Source organism: Halobellus sp. GM3, from assembly GCF_052545375.1.
Window position 1 is genome coordinate 1 of the sequence record NZ_JBQWLT010000018.1, and the last position, 18,026, is coordinate 18,026.

Consider the following 18,026-nt stretch of genomic DNA (forward strand, 5'->3'; position numbering starts at 1 on the left):
GCGAGCCCCCGTTCGTTCCCCGCCCACATCGATTCGATAGCCGCCACGTGATTGATCGCGAGGACGGCACAGCGTTCCGTCCCGACCCGTTCCGTGAGAGCGTTCGCCAGCCGCGTGCTCCGCTCGTCCAGCTCCGCGTAGGTGAACGAGCGCCCGTCGTCGGTTACGATCGCAGCCTTGTCGGGATAACAGCGGACCGTGCGATCGAGTGCATCTCCGAGATTCATAATACGTGTTAGGAGTTACCAGTCCAACTGTGGCATTAATTGTTTTGATCCAACTCGGGACCTGAGGCGGCCGAATTCACCGGAAGAAGTCGTCGAAGGCGCGACAGTTATGCCGCCCCGCAACGAAGCGGCGATAATGGCGCTCCCGTCCGGGCGAACGAGAGGCGCGGCCGCGGGACTCCTCGCGCACGTGCGCCCGACGTTTATGCTGCCCGCCGTCGGGATGTCCGCTTACGGGTCGCTTCTCTCCCCCTACGCCGCGTTCGAGCCCTCACTCGCCGCACTGCACGCCGGGACTGTCGGGGCCGCCCTGTTCGTCGCCCACCTCCGCGACGGCCACGTGGACGGCCACCGGCGCGGGGAAGAGACGCCCCGGCTCTCCGCGGCGGCGTTCCGGCGATCGATAGCCGTCGGCGCCGCGACGGTCCTCGCGCTCTCGGCTCTGCTGCTCGCCGCCGCCGGCCTGATCGCCGCGATATCGACGCTTTCGCTCCTCGCGCTCGCGCTCCTGCACGCGCCGTATCTCGATCGGAACCCGGTGTCGGTCACCGTCGACTACCCACTCGGTATCGGACTGGTACTCACCGGCGGCCACGCGGCGCAGACGGGAGCGCTCGACGCGTCAGTGATCGCCGTCGCGGCCGCGTTCGTCGGGCTGCTCTCGGGGATCAAGGTCGGTATCGACCGCCTCGACGCGTCGTTCGACCGATCGATCGGAAAGCGGACCGTCCCGGTCGCGCTCGGCGAGGCCGGCGCCGCTCGCGTCGCGATCGGCATCTTCGCCGTCACCGCGCTCGCGGTCGTCGCCGTCGGTGTCGCCGGCGAGAGGGGAGTACTGCGTCTCAGACCCCGGTTCGCCGTCGCCGCCGCGACAGCTCCACTCGGCTGTCTGCTCGCGACGGCGCTCGCGTCACCCGAACGGGCGGTACCGCTCCAGATGGGCCTGACGTACGGGTTCGCCGCCCTCCTGTTTGTCGCGGCGTGCAACGACCAGTCCGCGGGCGCGATCGTCGTCGACGCCGCTACTCGGACGTTCTGAGCGCAGACGGGTGCGGTGTGGGGTCCGGCCGGACGTCACCGGTAGGCGATCGTCAGATCGATCTCGTCGGTCGCGGCCCGCAGGTGGTCGAGGACCTCGCTTTCACAGCGCTCTCTCGACATCCGGTGGGCGGGACCGGCGACGCTCAGCGCCCCCTGCACGGTTCCGTCGACCGTCAGTGGCACCCCGATCGCGTGGATCCCGTCGAGGTCCTCACTCAGGTTGAGCGCGTAGCCCTGCGCTCTGATCTGTTCGAGCTCTTCCTCGAGTCGATCTCGATCCGTGATCGTGTGCTCCGTTCGGGCCGGAAGCCCGTGTTCGGCGACGATCTGGTCGACCGCCGACGCCGGGAGGTGCGCGAGAATCGCCTTGCCGCCGGAGTTGTAGTGCATGTGGGTGCTCGTTCCGAGGATCGTGTTGACGTTGATGTCGTTTTCTCCGCCGCGACCGTACACGTAGGTCGCCTTGCCGTTCTGGTGTGCGAGTAGCCATGTCATCTCTCCGGTTTCGCGTTCGAGCCGGTCGACGGCGGACATCCCCGACTGGAATATGTCGAGCTGCCCGCGGACGTACTGTCCGTACTCGAAAAAGCGCAGGCCGAGCTGGTACTCCTGCCCCTGTCTGACGACGAACCCGCGGTCACACAGCGTCGTCAGGTGTCCGTGGGCGGTGCTCTTCGCGATGTCGAGTCGGTCGGCGACCTCCGTGACCCCGGCGCCGTCGCGATCGCGAAGTAGTTCGACGATGTCGAACAGGGTCTCGTCGGACTTGATCCCCCGGCTCCCACCCGAATCCCGCGTCATACGACATATTTGCCGTACGACGGTCAAATATGTGTCGCGTGCGGCCCCTATCGCACCGAATCAGAGCCGGTAGTACGTATGTTCGATAGTATCGAACCGCGGTCGATACGCGGCGTATATAACAACCGTACGGCTGTTACCAGTTCTGCACGAGATCACGGTAACGTGATCGGCTGTCGAAGCGATCGGAGCGCCTCACACGATCGGAGCGTCTTCCGCGTCATCACCCACGCGGACACATGCTGCCGTATATGCCCTCTCATACGTTCGGAATCGAACGTTCCGCCGACGAACGGGTGAGAGGCCACGGGCGCGTTGGGCGGTGAGGTCGCGGTTCTGACCCGTTCTGTGAGACTGCAATCTGTTCGCTGGCATCGAACACCTGACGAGCGCGCTATCGACCGAGGCCGGCGTCCCGGAACCGCGCGCCCAGATTGAGGTACGTCTCGTGCGTTCGGTCGATCTGCGCCAGCTGTTCGTCGGTCAGCGGTCTCGTCTCTGCGGGCGTCCCGTAGGCCATGTGGCCCGACGGGACGTGCTGGTCGTGCAACACGACCGCGTTCGCCGCGACGATGCAGTGATCGCCCACGGTCGCCCCGCTCAACACGGTGCTCTGCATCCCGACGAGGGTGTGATCGCCCACCTCTGCGTAGTCGATGACGGCCCCGTGTCCGACGCTCACCGCGTCCCCGAGCGAGGCGCCGTGAAGCGTCGTGAACTCTTGGACGTTCGTCTCGGCGCCGACCGAGACGGTCGTTCCGTGACCGCGGAGGCAGACGAACGGCCAGATGCTCGCTCGCTCGTCGACGGTGACGTCGCCGACGAGGTACGCCATCTCGGAGACGAACGCGCTCTCTGCGACGTCCGGGTCCCAGTCCTCGAAGGATCGCTGCATACGATCGATACACCCCGTCCGCTTAAAAATCTGAACGGGCCGACGTCGAATCTCCCGGTGCACATCCAGATATTCGATACTATCGAACGAATGGGGGTCAAACGGCGAACAGTCTGTCCGATACATTCGGACGCAACACACGATAACGACCGCCGAACTATAAGTACGTGGCCGGTGGAGTAGCCGGTATGGTTCGAGTACTACTCGCACTCGACGACGACATCCCACAGGCGCACGCACAGACGAACGCGATCGAAGCGATGGTCGATACGGCCACCGACGCCGAGGTGTACATCCTCCACGTGTTCAGAGACAACCCCGAGGGGGCGTCCGTCCACCAAGTCGAGGCGGTCAGAGAGGCGAAAGACCGACTCGAGACGGCCGGCGTCACGGTCGAACTGCTCGAAGCCAGCGGTTCGCCCGCCGACGAGATTCTCGCTCACGCCGAGGAGCACGATGTCGATCAGATCTGCGTCGGCGGTCGGAAGCGGTCCCCAACGGGCAAAGCGCTCTTCGGGAGCGTGACGCAGGACGTGATTCTCGGGACGCACCTCCCGGTGTTGGTCTGCGGAAGCGAGGACGAATAGCGGCGACGAACAACCGCACGACACCGTTTTCCGTCGACAGTACTACCCCGGTATCGGTGACACCGAGCGGTCGACGAGCCAGATTCCAGTTCTTCCGGTCGGCTACTCCTCACTCATCACCGAGTGGAGATTGCGTTCGAGTGCCTCCACGCTCCGGCGGATCTCGGCGACCTGATCGGTCTGCTGTTGGTTCGCGGTCGCGAGTTCGGCGACTTCCGAGGCGATCCGCTCGACGCCCTCGACGGTCGTATCGAGCATCGTCGAGATGTCCTCTGCGCTGCCTGCCTGCTCGTCGGTCGCGGTCGCGATCTGTTCGAGTTGCTCGGAGACGTCGGCGATCGCCGCCTGGATTTCGCGTTGATTGCCGTTTACCGTCTCGATTTGGGCCTCTATTTCCTCGACCCGCTCGGTCGTTCGCTCGACGCCGTCGATGGTGTCGGACGCGATCGCCTCGATCGATTCGACGAGCTCCTCGATGCGATCGGCCTCGGTTTTCGACTTCGCGGCCAGTGATTTTACCTCGTCGGCGACGACGGCGAAGCCGTCGCCCGCCTCGCCCGCGCGGGCGGCCTCGATCGAGGCGTTCAGCGCCAGCATATTGATCTGATCGGCGATGTCGTCGATGAGCGTCACGACGCCGTCGATCTCGTCGACGCGCTCTGCGAGGTCTTCGGCGTCGTCGGCCATCCGACTACTGGCGGCGGAGACGTCCGAGACCGTCTCGAGCAGTTCCGCGGTCGAATCCTCTGAATCGGCGGCGAGGTCCGCGGTATCGGCGCTCTGTGTGCTTATCGTTTCGACGCTGGCGGCGACCTCCTCGGTCGTCGCGCTGAACGTCTGTATCTCGTCGTCGACGGTCCGGACGTGCTCGGCCTCCTGGGTTGCGAACTCCGCGATCACGTCGACGTTCTCTGTGACCTGCGAGGAGGCGGCCTCCAGTTCTCCCACGGTTCCCTCGAGGTCCTCGCGGACCTGTTCCTGGACGCGCTCCATCGACTGCCGCTGTTCGACGAGATCGGTCACGCGGTTGACGACCTCGAAGGCCCCCACGATGTCGCCGTCGGGCGCGGTCAGCGGGAACCCCGTCGCCCTAGCGTGCCACTCGCCGTCGTCGTTGTGTCCCGATCTGATGCTCGATTCGCGCACCGTCTCGCCGGTCCGGGCGATCTCCTCGGCGAGCGTCTCTGCCGCGTTCTCAGTCCCGACGGCTTCGTGAGCGGGTCGCCCGAGCGCTTCGTCGGCCGCCACGCCGATGAACGACGCCTGCTCGTCGTTCCAGTGTGTCAACCGCCCGTCGTCGTCCACGACGATAATCGGCTCGGGGAAGGCGCTGACGACCGTCTCGAAGAGGTGCCGCCAGTGGTCTCGCTCGGTGCGGTAGCGTTCCGCTTTATCGACTCCCTCCGGCGGGTCCGGAGCGAGGGAGGCTTCCTCGGCGATCGGGGCTTGCTGAGTCATCGACCTGTGGTGTATCCCCTCGATATTTAACTGATTCGCGACAGTATCAGACTTGATACTCGGGTGGAGCGAGCCACCGCATCCGCGCTGTGCCACGCTACTCTGCACGAGCCGCGCTACGCTGCGCTATCCGGCCTCGTCGACGGATCGGCGTTTGACGAGCGCGGTCGCCTCGAACGTGGTAACGACCTCTCCGTCTTGGTTCAGGCACTCGAACCCGGTGGTTACGTAGCCCCTGTCGTCCCGCTTCGACGACGGCCGCTTCTCGAGAATCTCAGAGCGCATGTGCAGCGTATCGTCTGGGCGGACGGGTCGGTGCCACCGGATGTTGTCTGCGGCGACGCCGGCGAAGGCGGCGAGCCGGTCCGGGTTCTCGGCGATCATCCGCATGCACATCGCCATCGTGTGCCACCCGGACGCGACCAGCTCCCCGAAGACGGAGTCGGCCGCGGCCGCCTCGTCGAGGTGAAACGGCTGGGGATCGTACTTCTCGGCGAACTCCCGGATCTCGTCTTTGGTCACGGCGTACGTGCCGAATTCCGCGGTCAGTCCGACTTCGACGTCCTCGAAATACCGCATATCCGTGGCACGGCGGCCCGCGTAGAAAACCCTTCGGCGCGGTCCCCGGGCACTGTCTCTCACCCGCATACCGCAAACGTTTATTTGTGGTGGACCAAACCCCCCGCATATGACGCGACAGTCAACCCTCGAACAGGCTGCGGAAGCGGCCGACGACCTCCCGGACGCCGAAGACATCGTCGCACCGGACGAAGAGGTCCCGATCAGGGACGTGTTCGACGCGGAGTTCATGGGATCGAACACCGACTTCGACACCCTCGACGAGATGGTGGCCGCGAGCCCGTCGACGGCGACGTCCGCGGACGACCTCGAACGCGTCGGCAGCAACGAGTGGGACGAGTTCGTCGCTGAGACCACGGTCTTCCCGAACGAAGAGGCGTTCGTTTTCGCCGCTCGGGACCACTGGGTCGCGAAGTCCCTCGGACTGAACTGAGCGGCGACGGGGCGGACCGCCGCGGCGGCGAGACGGTAGTCGTCGACCTGTCCAGTCCTCCGGCGACTGGACAGGCGCCTCTCCACTGAGCTGCCGCGCTCGGAACGGCCGCTACGTGGGCGAAAACGGGCCGCTCACGCCGGCTTCCCACGAAGCAACCACAACGATTATGGGGTGTGTGTTACAACGATACGCTAGATACAATGGGTTCAACTGATATCGACCAACCAGTGTTGGTAGCCGGCGCCGGACCGACCGGGATGACGGCCGCGCTCGCGCTGCACGCGCGCGGGGTGCCCGCAGCCATCCTCGAGGCGGACTCGGAGGACCGAGACCGCGCCGGGAGTCGCGCGATCTACGTCCACGGGTCGACGCTCAAGACGTTCGACCGGGTCTCCCCCGGTCTCGGGAAAAAGCAGGTCGAGGAGGGGCTCGTCTGGCCGACCCGACGTACGCTCTGGCGCGGCAAGGAGGTCTTCAAGCGGACCTACGACAACCCCGGCGGCGACGGGGAGTTCCCCCACTTCACGAGCATCCCACAGGAGTCCACGGAGGCGTACATGCACGACGCCCTCGAGGAGGCGGGCATCCCGATCCACTGGGACGCCGGCGTCGAATCCGTCGAATCCACACCCGACGGCGTCCACGTCGAGACGGCCGACGGGCGGGAGTGGGAGGCGCCGTATCTCATCGGGGCCGACGGCGGCGGATCGCGGGTCCGAAAGGAGATCGGCGCCGAGTTCGAGGGCGACCAATCGGAGAACTCCTTCGTCATCGTCGACGTCGACCTCCACACCGACTCCATCCGGAACGAGCCGCTCCCGTTCGAGCGGATGTTCCACTACGACGATCCGGCGGCCAACGGACGAAACGTGATGCTCGTGCCGTTCTCCGGCGGCTGGCGGCTCGACATCCAGTGTCTCGGCGACGACGACCCCGAGGAGGTCTCCGGCGAAGAGACGCTCAAAGAGATCATCGCGAGCGTGATGGGCGAGGAGTACACGGACAACATCAAGTGGACCTCGACGTACAAGTTCCTCCAAGTCATCGCCGACCGGTTCGTCGACGAGCACCGCCGCGTGCTTCTGGCCGGCGAGGCCGCACACCTGCTCGCGCCGTTCGGCGCGCGCGGGATGAACTCCTGCGTCGCCGACGCCGACGCGGCCGCCTCCGCGATCACGGTCGCGCTGCAGGCGCGCACGGACGGCGTCGCCCGACATGAAGTCGACCTCTACGAGTCGCAGCGGCGGGACGCCGCCGAGTACAACGTCTGGGCCGCCGGTGAGGCGCTCAAGTACCTCCAGGGCGAGGACCCGGTCACCGTCCTTCGGAAGGAGGTCTCGGCGTCGCTCGCGGACTACTTCGAGCCCGCCGGCGAGTACCTCGACGACGCCCCGTACGGCCCGCACGAGGCGCCGCCGAGCGCCGCGTCCGGCAACTACTGAACCGCGGACGTTCCCGTTCTGCGCCGTTTCGATCGCCCCCGCCTCGGGTCGACGTTCTCGACGGGCGAAATATAGTAGCGTTTGCAAGTCTTTACGCATCTGATCGCACGACTCGTGCGACCGAATGAGCAATCAAGTTGCAAACGCTACGATAGCTGATTTCGCGATCGAGTACCGCTCGCTGTCGGGGCTCTGTTTCGGTGGCGGATCCACGACCGACCGTCGCTCGCTACTGCGTGTTCGCTGCGTTGTGGTTCGCGGGGGACTGTCGGGAGCTCCGAACGATGAAAGTCCGGTTTTAGAGGCCGCTCACTCCCCGAGCGGGAGTTCGCCCTCGTCGTCGAGGAACCGCTCGCGGAGTCCCTTCTTGTTGAACTTGTGCGTCGTCGTCTTCGGGATCTTCTCGACGAAGCGGAACTCGTCGGGGAGCCACCACTTCGGGAACGTCTCGAGTAAGTGCTCGCGAAGCGCCGCCTCGTCGAGTTCGGGATCGTCGGCGACGACGAACGCGACGGGTCGCTCCTGCCACTTCTCGTGCGGAACGCTGATGACGGCGGCCTCGGAGACTCCCTCGGCGTCGATCAGCGAGTTCTCCAGTTCGACCGAGGAGATCCACTCGCCGCCGCTCTTGATCGCGTCGTCGATCCGGTCGACGATGTCGAGATAGCCGAACTGGTCGAGCGTGCCGATGTCTCCGGTCTTGAACCAGCCGTCCTCGAACGACTCCGCGTTCGCCTCGGGGCGCTCGAAGTAGCCGTCGGTGAGCCACGGCGAGCGCGCGTGGATCTCGCCGGGCGTTTCGCCGTCGTGCGGGACGGGCTCGCCGTCCATGTCCCGGAGGCGGATCTGCGCTCCCGGGGCCGGGATCCCCGCTTTGCGCTTGAGCTCGTAGCGCTTCTCCTCGGGAAGGTCCTGCATCTCCGTCGTCTCGAAGGTGTTCGCGAGGTGCGGGGAGGCTTCGGTCATCCCGTACCCCTGATAGATCGGGGCCTCATAGACCTCCTCGTACTTCTGCATCAGCGAGGCCGGCGGGGCGCTGCCGCCGGTGAGTACCCGATCGAGGCTCGCGAGCGGCTCGCCGTCGACGGATTCGAGGTAGCCGTCCATATCGATCCAGACGGTCGGGACCGCGGCGGCGACCGTCACGTCCTCGGCGTCGATGAGGTCTGCGACCTCCTGCGGCGAGGTGTGCTGTCCGGGGAGCACCAGCTTCGAGCCGTAGAACGTCCCCGAGTACGGGAACCCCCAGCCGTTGACGTGGAACATCGGCACGACCGGCATCACGGTGTCGTTTTCGCTGACGCCGAACACGTCTGTGTGGCCGTGAATCAGCGTGTGGAGGAACATCCGGCGGTGGCGGTACTGGACGCCTTTCGGCAGCCCCGTCGTTCCAGAGGTGTAACACAGCGCGAACTCGCGCTCCTCGTCGAGTTCGGGCCAGTCGTACTCGGTGTCGTAGCCGGCGATGAAGCTCTCGTAGTCGACGACCGGATCGAGGCTCGTCTCGGGGACCTCGCTGTCGAGGACGACGTACTGCTCGACGGTCTCGAGGTCGTCTGCGACCGCCTCGACGGTCTCGACGAACGCGGGGTCGACGAACAGCATCCGGTCTTCGGCCTCGTTGATGATCTCCTCGAGGTGGTGTTCGGGGAGGCGGTGGTTCGTCGTGTGGATGCTCCGGCCGCTGCAGGAGGGCCCGAAGTACAGTTCGTAGTGGCGGTAGTGGTTCACCGCCATCACCGACACGCGGTCGCCGAGCTCGAGTCCGTGCTCGTCGAGCGCGTGCGCGAGCTGACAGATCCGCTCGTAGGCGTCGGCGTACGTGTACCGATGCGTCGATCCGTCCGCCCGCTTCGTGACGATCTCCTTGTGGTCGAAGAGATCGACCGCCCGTTGCAGGAACTTCGTGATCGTGAGTTCGTAGTCTTTCATGCGTGGTAGGGGCTACTGTGGTTCGAACCGATAAAAGACCCGTTCGTCGTCGACCGGGCCGTCGATCTCGACGATCTTCAGCTCGACTGGATCGCCGATCGAGAGGTCTTCGTACTCGGCGCCGTCGATGCGCGCCGACAGACGGACCTCGCCGAGGTCGACGATGCCGGTGACGAACGGCACCTCCGACTCCATCCCCATCGGCGCGCCCGCTCGGACCGTCGAGAAGGCGAACAGCTCGCCCTCGTCCGGCAGATCGACGAATTCGAGGTCGTCGCTGTGGCACTCCGGACAGACGATCCGCGGCGGGAACTGGAGGTCCCCGCAGTCGCGACACTGTGTCGTCGTCAGCCGTCCGTCCCGGAGGTTGTCGTAGAACTCGGAGATTTGCGTGTTCTCCTCGTCCTGTAGCTCGTAGAAGTCGAGCAGTCTGGGGAGATCAATCGTCTTCGGGATCTCGACGACGTCTCTGTCGGTTCCGCCGTCCGGAACGGGCGCTTCCTTCGGGTCCGTCTTGCTGTCGTTATTGTGCTCGCTCATAGTCGACCTCGCGAAAGGGTCATCACGCTGTGCACCGAGGCGCTGCCGCTGAGGTTGTGGATCAGTCCGGTCTCGGGATCCGGCGCCTGCCGCTCGCTCTCGACGGTCCCGCGGAACTGATTGAACACTTCGAGCGCCTGTGAGACGCCCGTCGCGCCCAGCGGGTGGCCGCAGCCGAGCAGCCCGCCGCGGGGGTTGACGGCGATGTCGCCGTCGAGGGCGCTGCGTCCGTCCTCGACGAACTGGCCGCCCTCACCCTTCTCGACCCAGCCGAGGTCCTCGTACTCGATGATCTCGCTGATCGTGAAGCAGTCGTGGATCTCCGCGACGTCGAGTTCGGCGAGCGGGTCGTCGATGCCGGCGCTCTCGTAGGCCTGCTCGGCGGCTTTCGTCGCCTGCGGCCACGCCGACATCGACGGGAGGTTGTTGATCGAGTTGCTCGCGAAGCAGGCCTGTCCGCTGCCGGTGATCCACGCGGCCTCGTCGGTCACCTCGCGGGCCTTCTCCTCGCTCATCAGGATCAGTCCCGCCGCGCCGTCGGTGACGCCGCTGCAGTCGTATAGACACAGCGGCGGCGACAGCTCGAAGGAGTCGACGACCTCGTCGACGGAGACCTCCTTTTGGAACTGCGCGAACGCGTTGTTCGCGGCGTGGGTCTTGTTCTTCGCCGCGACGAGCGCGAGCTGTTCGCGGGTGGTGTCGTACTCGTGCATGTGCCGCTGGGCGATCATCGCGAAGTACGGCGGCGCGTTGAAACCGTTGACCCCGTCGAACTCCCTGTCCATCACGTTCGACATACTGGCCTGCATCTCGGCGGCGTTCTCCCGCGGGAGGTTCATCTTCTCGACGCCGAGGACGAGCGCGGTGTCGATCTCCCCGGCGGCGATCGCGAGCCACGCGTAGCGCAGCGCCGCCTGCCCGCTCGCGCAGGCGAGTTCGGTCCGGGCGATCATGCTGTCGACGTCGACGCCGACCAACTCCGCGACCATCGGCGCGACGTGCGTCTGGAAGGCGAAGCGCTCGGGCTGGACCGAGCCGACGAACAGCCCCTCGATGTCATCGGGCGTCACGTCCGGGACGTCCGCGAAGGCCGCCTTGCCGGCCTCCTGAATCAGGTCCTTGTAGCTCGCCTCGCGGGCGCCCCACTTGGTGTGGCCGCCGCCGACGATGCCGACGTTTCGCGTCATTCACTCACCCCCGAAGTCGGGCTCGCGGTCCTGATTGAACGCCGCGACGCCCTCGAGCATGTCGTCCGTGGTCGCCAAGAGACCGAAGCCTTGGCTCTCCAGTGCGAGGCCCGTGTCGAGACTCGCGTTCTGGCCCTCGGTGATGACCTTCTTCGCGACCTCGAGTGCGGTCTGGGGGCCGTTCGCGAGGTCGTCGACGACGTCGTCGATCAGCTCCTCGAACGCCTCGGGTTCGACGGCGCGGTTGAGGATTCCCCAGTCTTCGGCCCGCTCGGCGGACAGTTGCATCCCGCGGTAGACCAGCTCTTTCGTCCGCGGCTCGCCGACGAGGCGGACGAGCCGCTGGGTGCCGCCGCCGCCGGGGATCAAGCCGAGGTCGATCTCGGGACTGCCGAGCGTCGACCTCTCCGTCGCGTAGCGGAGGTCACAGGCGAGCGTGATCTCCAGCCCGGCGCCCAGACAGAAGCCGTCGATCTTCGCGATCGTCGGGCGCGGGTACTCGTAGATGGCCTGGACGGTCTGGTCGACGTCCGCCAGATCGGTCGGCGCCGCGGTCGTAAAGCCCGTGATGTCCGCGCCGGCGGAGAACGCGCGGTCGCCCGCGCCCTCGAAGACGACGCAGGAGACCGCCTCGTCGTCGACGCTTTCGAGCACGCGCTTGACCTCGTCGAACATGTCCGTTGAGAAGGCGTTGAGCCGCTCCTCGCGGTCGAAAACGACGGTGAGGACGCCGTCGTCGGTGAGTTCGTGGCTCACGAAGTGGTACGGACCGCCGTCGCTGTAGTCGTAGAAGCCGCGGCCGGCGCCCTCGCCGGTGTGGCCCGCTTCGACCTGCTCGACTAGGTAGTCGGCCGGTTCGTAGCGGTCGGCACCGGTTCGTTCGTGGAGGTCGCGCAGTTTCTCGAGGACGTTGTCCAGACCGAGTTTGTCGGCGGTCCGGCAGGTGCCCTCCGGGAGCCCGCCGCCGAGGCGCATTCCGATGTCGATGTCCTCGGGATCGGCGACGCCGTCGCCGACGAGTTTCGCCGCCTCGTTGATCATCCGCGCCTCGATTCGGAGCGTGTCGATCCCCGCGCCATCGGTGGGCTCGTAGTCGACGCCGTCACCGTCTTCGTAGTCGTAAAAGCCCCGCCCGGTCTTTCGACCGAGGTCCTCGCGCTCGACGCGCGAGCGGATCGACTCGGGGACGGGCTTGTCCCACTGGTCGCGCGAGTGCGTGAAGATGTCCAGGCCGCCGAAGTCGTTGAGCTCGAAGGGACCCATCGGATAGCCGCGCTGGAACACCATCGCGGCGTCGACGTCCCGAACCTCGACGTCGCCCTCGTCGAGCATGAATCCGGCCTCGCCCATCAACGGCGTCAGGACGTTGTTGACGACGAACTGCGGGACGTCCTTTCGCACTCTAATGGGCGTCTTGTCCATCGATTCGACGAACTCGACAGCGGCGTCGACGACGGCCGGGCTGGTCCGATCGCCCGCGACGACCTCGACGAGATCCATCTTCACCGGCGGATTGAAAAAGTGCATCCCGCAGACGTACTCCGGCCGGTCGGTCGCCGTCGCGATGTCGCTGACGCGGAGACTGGAGGTGTTCGTCGCCATGATCGTCTCTTCGCTCGCCGCGGCGTCGACGTCCGCGAAGATGTCGCGCTTGAGATCGAGGTCCTCCGGTGCGGCCTCGATCACGAGGTCGGCGTCCGCGACGGCGGCCTCCAGATCCACCGTCGTCGAGACACGTTCGAGGACGTCGGCGGCGCCCTCGTCGATCTGTCCTTTCTCCGCCAGTTTGCCCAGGCTCCACTCGATCTGATCGTAGCCCTCTTCGACGAACTCCGCTTTGATATCGCGCATCACGACGTCGTAGCCGGCGATGGCTGCCACTTCGGCGATCCCGTGGCCCATACTTCCGGCTCCGAGAACCGCAACGCTCTCGATTTCTGCGTCCATCACACTACAGTTCGAATCACAGATAATCAAAGTACCGGTGTGCTACCAACGAACAAGCGTACCCGATGGAGGTCGTGAGGCCCGAACCCGGAGATCGAAAAGCGTGTTACTGACGACAGCGATCGCTACTCGCCGCTTCGTAGCGCAGCGATCCGCTGGCGAACCCCGCTCTCCTCGTAGCGCGAGGTGACCGACGGGACGATGCCGTCTTGGAAGTAGATGAACAGGACGGTGAGCAGGAGCCCGAAGGCGACCGTCCGCCACTGGCCGAACCCCGAGAGGAAGTTATCCAGGTAGATGACGATCGCTGCGCCGACCAGCGGCCCGAACCGCGAGCGGAGGCCGCCGAGGATGAGGATGATCAGCACGAGCACGTCGACGCCGGTGAAGCTGAATAGCGAGGGGATGACGATCCCGGTCGTCTGTGCGTAGAACGGCCCGACGAACCCGATGATGAAGGTGCTGATAAAGCCCGCAAAGACCTTCAGTTTGATCACGTCCACGCCCGTTGCGCGGGCGGCGAACTCGTCCTGTCGGATCGCGGCGAACGCGAGCCCGTATTTCGAGCGAGTCAGCCACGTGTACGCGCCGAGCACCGCCGCGAAGACGGCGACGAGCACGTAAAACAGGGCCGCGAACGATCCCATTCCGGTGAGGTCCGTGAGGAACGCCGGATCGAGGTCTCGGAACGGGAAGCCCGTGTTCCCGCCGGTGATGTCGCGGAGCCCCACGAGCACTTCCATGATGATCATCTGGAACGCGAACGTCACGATCGCGAGGACGATCACGGTGAACTGCCTGCGGGCGGCCACATAGCAGACGAGAGCGCCGAACACGCCAGCGACGAACGCGCCGACGACGAGCGTGACCCACGGCGTGATGGCGAGGTACTCCGCCGTCAACACCGTTGCGTACGTCCCGACGGCTGCGATCCCACCCATGAAGAGGATCAGTTGATCAGTCTCGCCGAAGATGATGTTCAGCGCCATCGCGAAGATAGCGAAGATCATCACGGTGATGAACCGCCGCGAGAGGTACGTCGTCGACGGATCGAAGAACAGCGGCGGGACGACTAAGAGTGCCGCGAACACCGCGATCACCGGGAGCCGACCGCCGAGGATCGACTGGGAGGTATCTCGGTTCATGATATCTGCTCCGGTTTATAGATCAGCACGGCGATTGCGGCCGCAAAAAGCGTAACGGTAGCCAGATACGATCCGAACAGCGCGCCAGCGATCGTCATAATCACTCCGAGGACGATCCCCGCGGCGACCGTCCCCGAGATGCTGTCGACGCCGCCGACGATCGAGACCATGATCGCGAACGTCGTCAACTCGAAGGAACTCGCGGGCGTCACTTCGGCGTCCAACGCGTACAACACCCCGGCCGCGCCGGCGATGGCCGCGCTCAGGACAAACACGATGGACTGCACGTTTCGGGGGTCGATCCCGCAGAGGACCGCCCCCGTCTCGTCTTGAATCACCGTCCGCGTCCCCATTCCGAGGTACGTGTGACTGAAGAAGTAATAGATGAGTCCGAACAGCACCGCCGCAGTCGCGATGACCGCGATCGACGATCCGGTGATGCTGGCCGCACCGAGCGAAACCGAACCGACCCCGCTGCTGAGGAACCGACTCCCCGGATAGAAGATGAAGAGCAGTCCCTCGAAGAACAGTGACAACCCGAGGGTGACGAAGATTCCTAGGAGGATCCGGTCTTCGCCTTCCTCTCTGTACACGAGCGAGATCACCGACCGATCGAGCACGAACGCGAAGAGCGCCACGAACGCGACGGCGATCAGGCCAGCGAGTGCCAATCCCGGGACCGTTCCGAGCAGTAGTGAGCACGCGATGACGGCGACGACGGCGAACACACCGAGAAGTAGATTGAGGATCTCCCCCAACCCGAAGACGAGCGTGATCCCGAGACCGAAAAGCGACAGGATCACGCCCCTCGCGAGGCCGTCGATAAGCAACTCTACTCCCTGTGCGAGCATAGTGGTGCATCGTTAGAGGGAATTCATAAACATTGTGGATAGATTCGTTTTCTCCCCACCGAATTATTTATGTGGAATCATCAGCTACCTCGGAGCGTGTTAACCGCCACCAACGTCACCAAGAAGTTCGGCGGTCTTGTCGCCGTCGACGAGGTCGACTTCTCCATCGGCGACGAGGAGATCGTTGGGTTGATCGGGCCGAACGGGGCCGGGAAGACGACCCTGTTCAACACGATCACCGGCGTCCATCCGCCCAACACCGGGTCGATCACGTTCGAAGGCGAAGAGCTCGTCGGCAAGAAGCCCAATCACGTGGCAAAGCTCGGCATCGCCCGCACCTTCCAAGCGGTTAGAACGTTCAACGAGTCGACCGTCCTCGACAACGCGATGATCGGAGCCATCTTCGGCAACGACGAATCGGTCTCGATGGACGAGGCGACCGACCGCGCCCGCGATGCGCTCGCGTTCGTCGGCCTCGACGACCGGCGGGACGAGGAGGCCGGGGGACTGACGATCGCCGACCGGAAGCAACTCGAGCTCGCGAAGGCGCTCGCGGCCGACCCTACGCTCATCCTCGTCGACGAGATCGGCGCGGGACTGACCCCGAAGGAGATCGACGAGATCACTCGGACGCTCGAACGCGCCCGTGAGGAGCGCGGCGTCTCGGTGTTCTGGATCGAACACATTATGGAGGCGATTATGAGCGTCACCGACCGCATCATCGTGCTCAACCAAGGCGAGAAAATCGCAGACGGCACCCCCGCCGAGATTCGGTCCGACGAGCGCGTCACACAGGCGTACCTCGGGGAGGTCAACTCGTGACGCTGATCGACGTCGACGGACTGGACGTCCACTACGGCGATCTACAGGTGCTTTGGGACGTCTCGTTCGAGGTCCGCGAAGAGGACTCAGTCGTCACGATCGTCGGCCCGAACGGGGCCGGGAAGACCACGCTTCTCAAGACGCTCTCGGGCATTCTCGCCCCGTCAGGCGGACGCGTCGAGGTACTCGGCGCCGACGTCACGGCGGTGCCGGCAAGCAACATCGTCGAACGCGGGTTCGTTCAGATCTCCGAAGAGCGAAACCTCTTCGGCGATCTCTCCGTCGAAAAGAACCTCCGGATGGGCTCGTACACCACGCGCAACACCTTCGAGGAGAACCGAGAGAAGGTGTTCGAGATGTTCCCCGTCCTCGAGGAGCGTCGCGACCAACACGCGTCCACGCTCAGCGGCGGCGAGCAGCAGATGCTCGCCATCGGACGCGGCCTGATGGCCGAACCGAAAGTGTTAGCGCTCGATGAGCCCTCGAACGCGCTCGCGCCGCAGCTGGCAGAACAGGTGTTCCAGACGATCGAGACGATCAGCGAGGACGTGACGGTCGTCTTGGTCGAACAGCACGTCGACAAGGCGCTCAAACTCGCCAACCGCGGATACCTGCTCGAAAACGGACGCATTCAGACCGAGGGGACCGGCGAGGAACTGCTCGAAAGCGACGCGATCAGGGAAGGCTACCTCCGCGGGTAGCGCTGTTTTTCCGACTCACGTGTTCGGCGTCCGTTACTCACGTACGCTGATGCCGTCTACATCGGATCGGAACCCACGACCCCGGTGCCAATCAATCGAGCAGCGAACTCGACGGATCGTACGCCGGCAGCGGCTCCGATCGGAACTGCTCTGTCATCCGGATCTCGGTGTCGGGGTAGTACTCCGGTGCGCCTGACTCGAAGCCGACCATCATCTGGACGAGGTTGTCGAGTTCGCCCCACTCGGTGTACTCGATCGGCGAGGCGAACAGCGTGTCGAGCTCGACCTCGTGTATCGCGGCGGCAATCTCCGTGGGCGTGACCTCGTCGGCCCCTTCGATCCCCTCTTTGATCAGGTCGGCGACGACGTACCCGACGGCGTTCAGCGTGCCGAACTGCCCTCCGGTCTCGTCGTAGTACCGCTGGGCGACGCCGAGATACTGATCGGAGAACGGATCCGGCTGTCCCTGTGCGAGGAACCCCTGCGTGATCGGGTCGCCGAGGGCGTTCATCGAGAGCTTCGCGTCGCTGCGCCCGATGAAGTACTCGGGGTTGACGTCGTTGAGCCCCTGCAGTTGGTTGTAGATGGTGAAAACGCCCGGCGGGTGGCTGGCCGAAATGATCAGTTCGACGTCGTCCGGCATCGCCCGGAGGTACGTCGTGAAAGAGTCCTCTCCGAACGGGGCCACTTCCATCTGGACGTCGACGTCGTCGGGGAAGATCGCCTCGATGCTCTGTTCCCACGCCCGGCCGTAGGAGTAGTCGGCGATGATCGCGCCGACGCTCTCGATGCCCTCGTCCTGGACGAACTGGCTCACCGCGCGCGCGTTCGTCGGCGCGGGTGCGAGACCCATCCGGAAGTTGTAGCGGGAGTCCCGGCTCAGGAACTCGTGGCTCCCGACGAACTGCGGGATGTGCGGCACCTGATAGTCTTCGGCGATCGGCGCGACGGTCAGCCCGATGTCGCTCGAGATCGACCCCGTCAGCACGACAGCGTCCTCCGCTTCGATGAGTTCCGTCGCGATGCTCGTCGCCTCGGCGGGGTCGAGTTGCGTGTCGCGGTCCTCGAAGACCAGCTGGCGGTCCAGTACGCCGCCCTCGGCGTTGATCTCGTCGATCCGGAAGTTGAGCCCGTCGACGAACTCCTGGGTCGTCTGGGCGTACGGCCCCGTGTACGGCTGCAACCCACCGATGACGATGTCGTCGCCGCCGCTCCCGCCGTCGCTGGACCCCGTGGTCGCACCGTTACTATCGCCACCGCTGTCACCGCCGCCGCCGTCGCCGCCACTGTCGCCGTCGCCGTTGCCGTCGCCCATACAGCCCGCGAGCGCTCCCGACGCGACTCCCACGCCGGTCAGTTTCAAGAACTTTCGTCGGTCAGTAGCTCCCCAGCCACTGGTGTCTCCAGATGACATAATGATTAGTGATAGATTATT

18 protein-coding genes are annotated in these 18,026 nt (G+C 65.1%); 6 read left to right on the plus strand and 12 right to left on the minus strand.

The window, feature by feature from the left end; translation table 11 throughout:
* The coding region (locus ACT3HL_RS16980) for an AMP-binding protein (protein ID WP_445087943.1) at positions 1–227 on the minus strand (227 nt) is incomplete at its 3' end.
* A gap of 136 nt (positions 228–363) precedes the next feature.
* Here ACT3HL_RS16980 and ACT3HL_RS16985 point away from each other — a divergent pair.
* Positions 364–1,266: a UbiA family prenyltransferase gene (locus ACT3HL_RS16985; protein ID WP_445087944.1), complete on the plus strand. Its 903-nt coding sequence runs from the start codon at positions 364–366 to the stop codon at positions 1,264–1,266.
* Positions 1,267–1,301: 35 nt separating this feature from the next.
* On the opposite strand, the gene ACT3HL_RS16990 is transcribed toward ACT3HL_RS16985, so the two are convergent.
* Positions 1,302–2,069 carry an IclR family transcriptional regulator domain-containing protein gene (locus ACT3HL_RS16990; RefSeq protein ID WP_445087945.1) on the minus strand — a complete coding sequence of 256 codons (768 nt, stop codon included), beginning with the start codon at positions 2,067–2,069 and terminating at the stop codon, positions 1,302–1,304.
* Between the two features lie 394 nt (positions 2,070–2,463).
* Positions 2,464–2,964: a DapH/DapD/GlmU-related protein gene (locus ACT3HL_RS16995; RefSeq protein WP_445087946.1), complete on the minus strand. Its 501-nt coding sequence runs from the start codon at positions 2,962–2,964 to the stop codon at positions 2,464–2,466.
* Between the two features lie 188 nt (positions 2,965–3,152).
* On the opposite strand from ACT3HL_RS16995, the gene ACT3HL_RS17000 reads away from it, so the two are divergent.
* Complete coding sequence (locus ACT3HL_RS17000; RefSeq protein WP_445087947.1) at positions 3,153–3,551, plus strand: universal stress protein; 399 nt, start codon at positions 3,153–3,155, stop codon at positions 3,549–3,551.
* Positions 3,552–3,653: 102 nt separating this feature from the next.
* On the opposite strand, the gene ACT3HL_RS17005 is transcribed toward ACT3HL_RS17000, so the two are convergent.
* The gene (locus ACT3HL_RS17005; protein WP_445087948.1) at positions 3,654–5,009 is read right to left on the minus strand and encodes a methyl-accepting chemotaxis protein; all 1,356 of its coding nucleotides are present in this window, start codon (positions 5,007–5,009) and stop codon (positions 3,654–3,656) included.
* Positions 5,010–5,135: 126 nt separating this feature from the next.
* Positions 5,136–5,588: a MaoC/PaaZ C-terminal domain-containing protein gene (locus tag ACT3HL_RS17010; RefSeq protein ID WP_445087949.1), complete on the minus strand. Its 453-nt coding sequence runs from the start codon at positions 5,586–5,588 to the stop codon at positions 5,136–5,138.
* 109 nt (positions 5,589–5,697) lie between these two features.
* On the opposite strand from ACT3HL_RS17010, the gene ACT3HL_RS17015 reads away from it, so the two are divergent.
* Positions 5,698–6,021, plus strand: coding sequence for a hypothetical protein (locus ACT3HL_RS17015; RefSeq protein WP_445087950.1), 324 nt, complete (start codon positions 5,698–5,700; stop codon positions 6,019–6,021).
* Between the two features lie 203 nt (positions 6,022–6,224).
* Positions 6,225–7,466 carry an FAD-dependent monooxygenase gene (locus ACT3HL_RS17020; RefSeq protein ID WP_445087951.1) on the plus strand — a complete coding sequence of 414 codons (1,242 nt, stop codon included), beginning with the start codon at positions 6,225–6,227 and terminating at the stop codon, positions 7,464–7,466.
* A gap of 309 nt (positions 7,467–7,775) precedes the next feature.
* Here ACT3HL_RS17020 and ACT3HL_RS17025 read toward each other — a convergent pair whose 3' ends face one another.
* The 6 genes from ACT3HL_RS17025 to ACT3HL_RS17050 all read right to left on the minus strand — a co-directional run bounded on the left by ACT3HL_RS17025 (position 7,776) and on the right by ACT3HL_RS17050 (position 15,068).
* A complete protein-coding gene (locus tag ACT3HL_RS17025) occupies positions 7,776–9,398 on the minus strand; it encodes a long-chain-fatty-acid--CoA ligase (protein WP_445087952.1) in 1,623 nt (540 codons plus the stop codon).
* Positions 9,399–9,410: 12 nt separating this feature from the next.
* Positions 9,411–9,938 carry an OB-fold domain-containing protein gene (locus ACT3HL_RS17030; RefSeq protein ID WP_445087953.1) on the minus strand — a complete coding sequence of 176 codons (528 nt, stop codon included), beginning with the start codon at positions 9,936–9,938 and terminating at the stop codon, positions 9,411–9,413.
* Positions 9,935–11,125 carry a thiolase C-terminal domain-containing protein gene (locus ACT3HL_RS17035; protein WP_445087954.1) on the minus strand — a complete coding sequence of 397 codons (1,191 nt, stop codon included), beginning with the start codon at positions 11,123–11,125 and terminating at the stop codon, positions 9,935–9,937. The genes ACT3HL_RS17030 and ACT3HL_RS17035 overlap by 4 nt, the downstream gene beginning before the upstream one ends.
* On the minus strand, positions 11,126–13,072 hold the full coding sequence (locus tag ACT3HL_RS17040; protein WP_445087955.1) for a 3-hydroxyacyl-CoA dehydrogenase NAD-binding domain-containing protein: 1,947 nt from the start codon (positions 13,070–13,072) through the stop codon (positions 11,126–11,128).
* A 125-nt stretch (positions 13,073–13,197) separates the two neighbouring features.
* Complete coding sequence (locus tag ACT3HL_RS17045) at positions 13,198–14,217, minus strand: ABC transporter permease subunit (protein WP_445087956.1); 1,020 nt, start codon at positions 14,215–14,217, stop codon at positions 13,198–13,200.
* A complete protein-coding gene (locus ACT3HL_RS17050) occupies positions 14,214–15,068 on the minus strand; it encodes an ABC transporter permease subunit (protein ID WP_445087957.1) in 855 nt (284 codons plus the stop codon). The genes ACT3HL_RS17045 and ACT3HL_RS17050 overlap by 4 nt, the downstream gene beginning before the upstream one ends.
* A gap of 96 nt (positions 15,069–15,164) precedes the next feature.
* On the opposite strand from ACT3HL_RS17050, the gene ACT3HL_RS17055 reads away from it, so the two are divergent.
* Together ACT3HL_RS17055 and ACT3HL_RS17060 are read left to right on the plus strand one after the other, a co-directional pair.
* Entirely contained in the window at positions 15,165–15,890 is a 726-nt protein-coding gene (locus tag ACT3HL_RS17055; protein WP_445087958.1) for an ATP-binding cassette domain-containing protein, read from the plus strand.
* A complete protein-coding gene (locus ACT3HL_RS17060; RefSeq protein ID WP_445087959.1) occupies positions 15,887–16,591 on the plus strand; it encodes an ATP-binding cassette domain-containing protein in 705 nt (234 codons plus the stop codon). The genes ACT3HL_RS17055 and ACT3HL_RS17060 overlap by 4 nt, the downstream gene beginning before the upstream one ends.
* A gap of 91 nt (positions 16,592–16,682) precedes the next feature.
* Here the strand turns inward: ACT3HL_RS17060 and ACT3HL_RS17065 are convergent, their stop codons facing one another.
* Positions 16,683–18,005: an ABC transporter substrate-binding protein gene (locus tag ACT3HL_RS17065; protein ID WP_445087960.1), complete on the minus strand. Its 1,323-nt coding sequence runs from the start codon at positions 18,003–18,005 to the stop codon at positions 16,683–16,685.
* Positions 18,006–18,026 lie beyond the last annotated feature (21 nt).

Excerpts from the sequence above, each read along its gene's own strand:
- ACT3HL_RS17050 (WP_445087957.1), bottom strand. The coding sequence starts at position 15,068 with ATGCTCGCACAGGGAGTAGAGTTGCTTATCGACGGCCTCGCGAGGGGC.
- ACT3HL_RS17030 (WP_445087953.1), bottom strand. The coding sequence starts at position 9,938 with ATGAGCGAGCACAATAACGACAGCAAGACGGACCCGAAGGAAGCGCCC.
- ACT3HL_RS16990 (WP_445087945.1), bottom strand. The coding sequence starts at position 2,069 with ATGACGCGGGATTCGGGTGGGAGCCGGGGGATCAAGTCCGACGAGACC.
- ACT3HL_RS17010 (WP_445087949.1), bottom strand. The coding sequence starts at position 5,588 with ATGCGGTATTTCGAGGACGTCGAAGTCGGACTGACCGCGGAATTCGGC.
- ACT3HL_RS16985 (WP_445087944.1), top strand. The coding sequence starts at position 364 with ATGGCGCTCCCGTCCGGGCGAACGAGAGGCGCGGCCGCGGGACTCCTC.
- ACT3HL_RS17025 (WP_445087952.1), bottom strand. The coding sequence starts at position 9,398 with ATGAAAGACTACGAACTCACGATCACGAAGTTCCTGCAACGGGCGGTC.
- ACT3HL_RS17005 (WP_445087948.1), bottom strand. The coding sequence starts at position 5,009 with ATGACTCAGCAAGCCCCGATCGCCGAGGAAGCCTCCCTCGCTCCGGAC.
- ACT3HL_RS17015 (WP_445087950.1), top strand. The coding sequence starts at position 5,698 with ATGACGCGACAGTCAACCCTCGAACAGGCTGCGGAAGCGGCCGACGAC.
- ACT3HL_RS17065 (WP_445087960.1), bottom strand. The coding sequence starts at position 18,005 with ATGTCATCTGGAGACACCAGTGGCTGGGGAGCTACTGACCGACGAAAG.
- ACT3HL_RS17045 (WP_445087956.1), bottom strand. The coding sequence starts at position 14,217 with ATGAACCGAGATACCTCCCAGTCGATCCTCGGCGGTCGGCTCCCGGTG.
- ACT3HL_RS17020 (WP_445087951.1), top strand. The coding sequence starts at position 6,225 with ATGGGTTCAACTGATATCGACCAACCAGTGTTGGTAGCCGGCGCCGGA.
- ACT3HL_RS17035 (WP_445087954.1), bottom strand. The coding sequence starts at position 11,125 with ATGACGCGAAACGTCGGCATCGTCGGCGGCGGCCACACCAAGTGGGGC.
- ACT3HL_RS16995 (WP_445087946.1), bottom strand. The coding sequence starts at position 2,964 with ATGCAGCGATCCTTCGAGGACTGGGACCCGGACGTCGCAGAGAGCGCG.
- ACT3HL_RS17040 (WP_445087955.1), bottom strand. The coding sequence starts at position 13,072 with ATGGACGCAGAAATCGAGAGCGTTGCGGTTCTCGGAGCCGGAAGTATG.
- ACT3HL_RS17000 (WP_445087947.1), top strand. The coding sequence starts at position 3,153 with ATGGTTCGAGTACTACTCGCACTCGACGACGACATCCCACAGGCGCAC.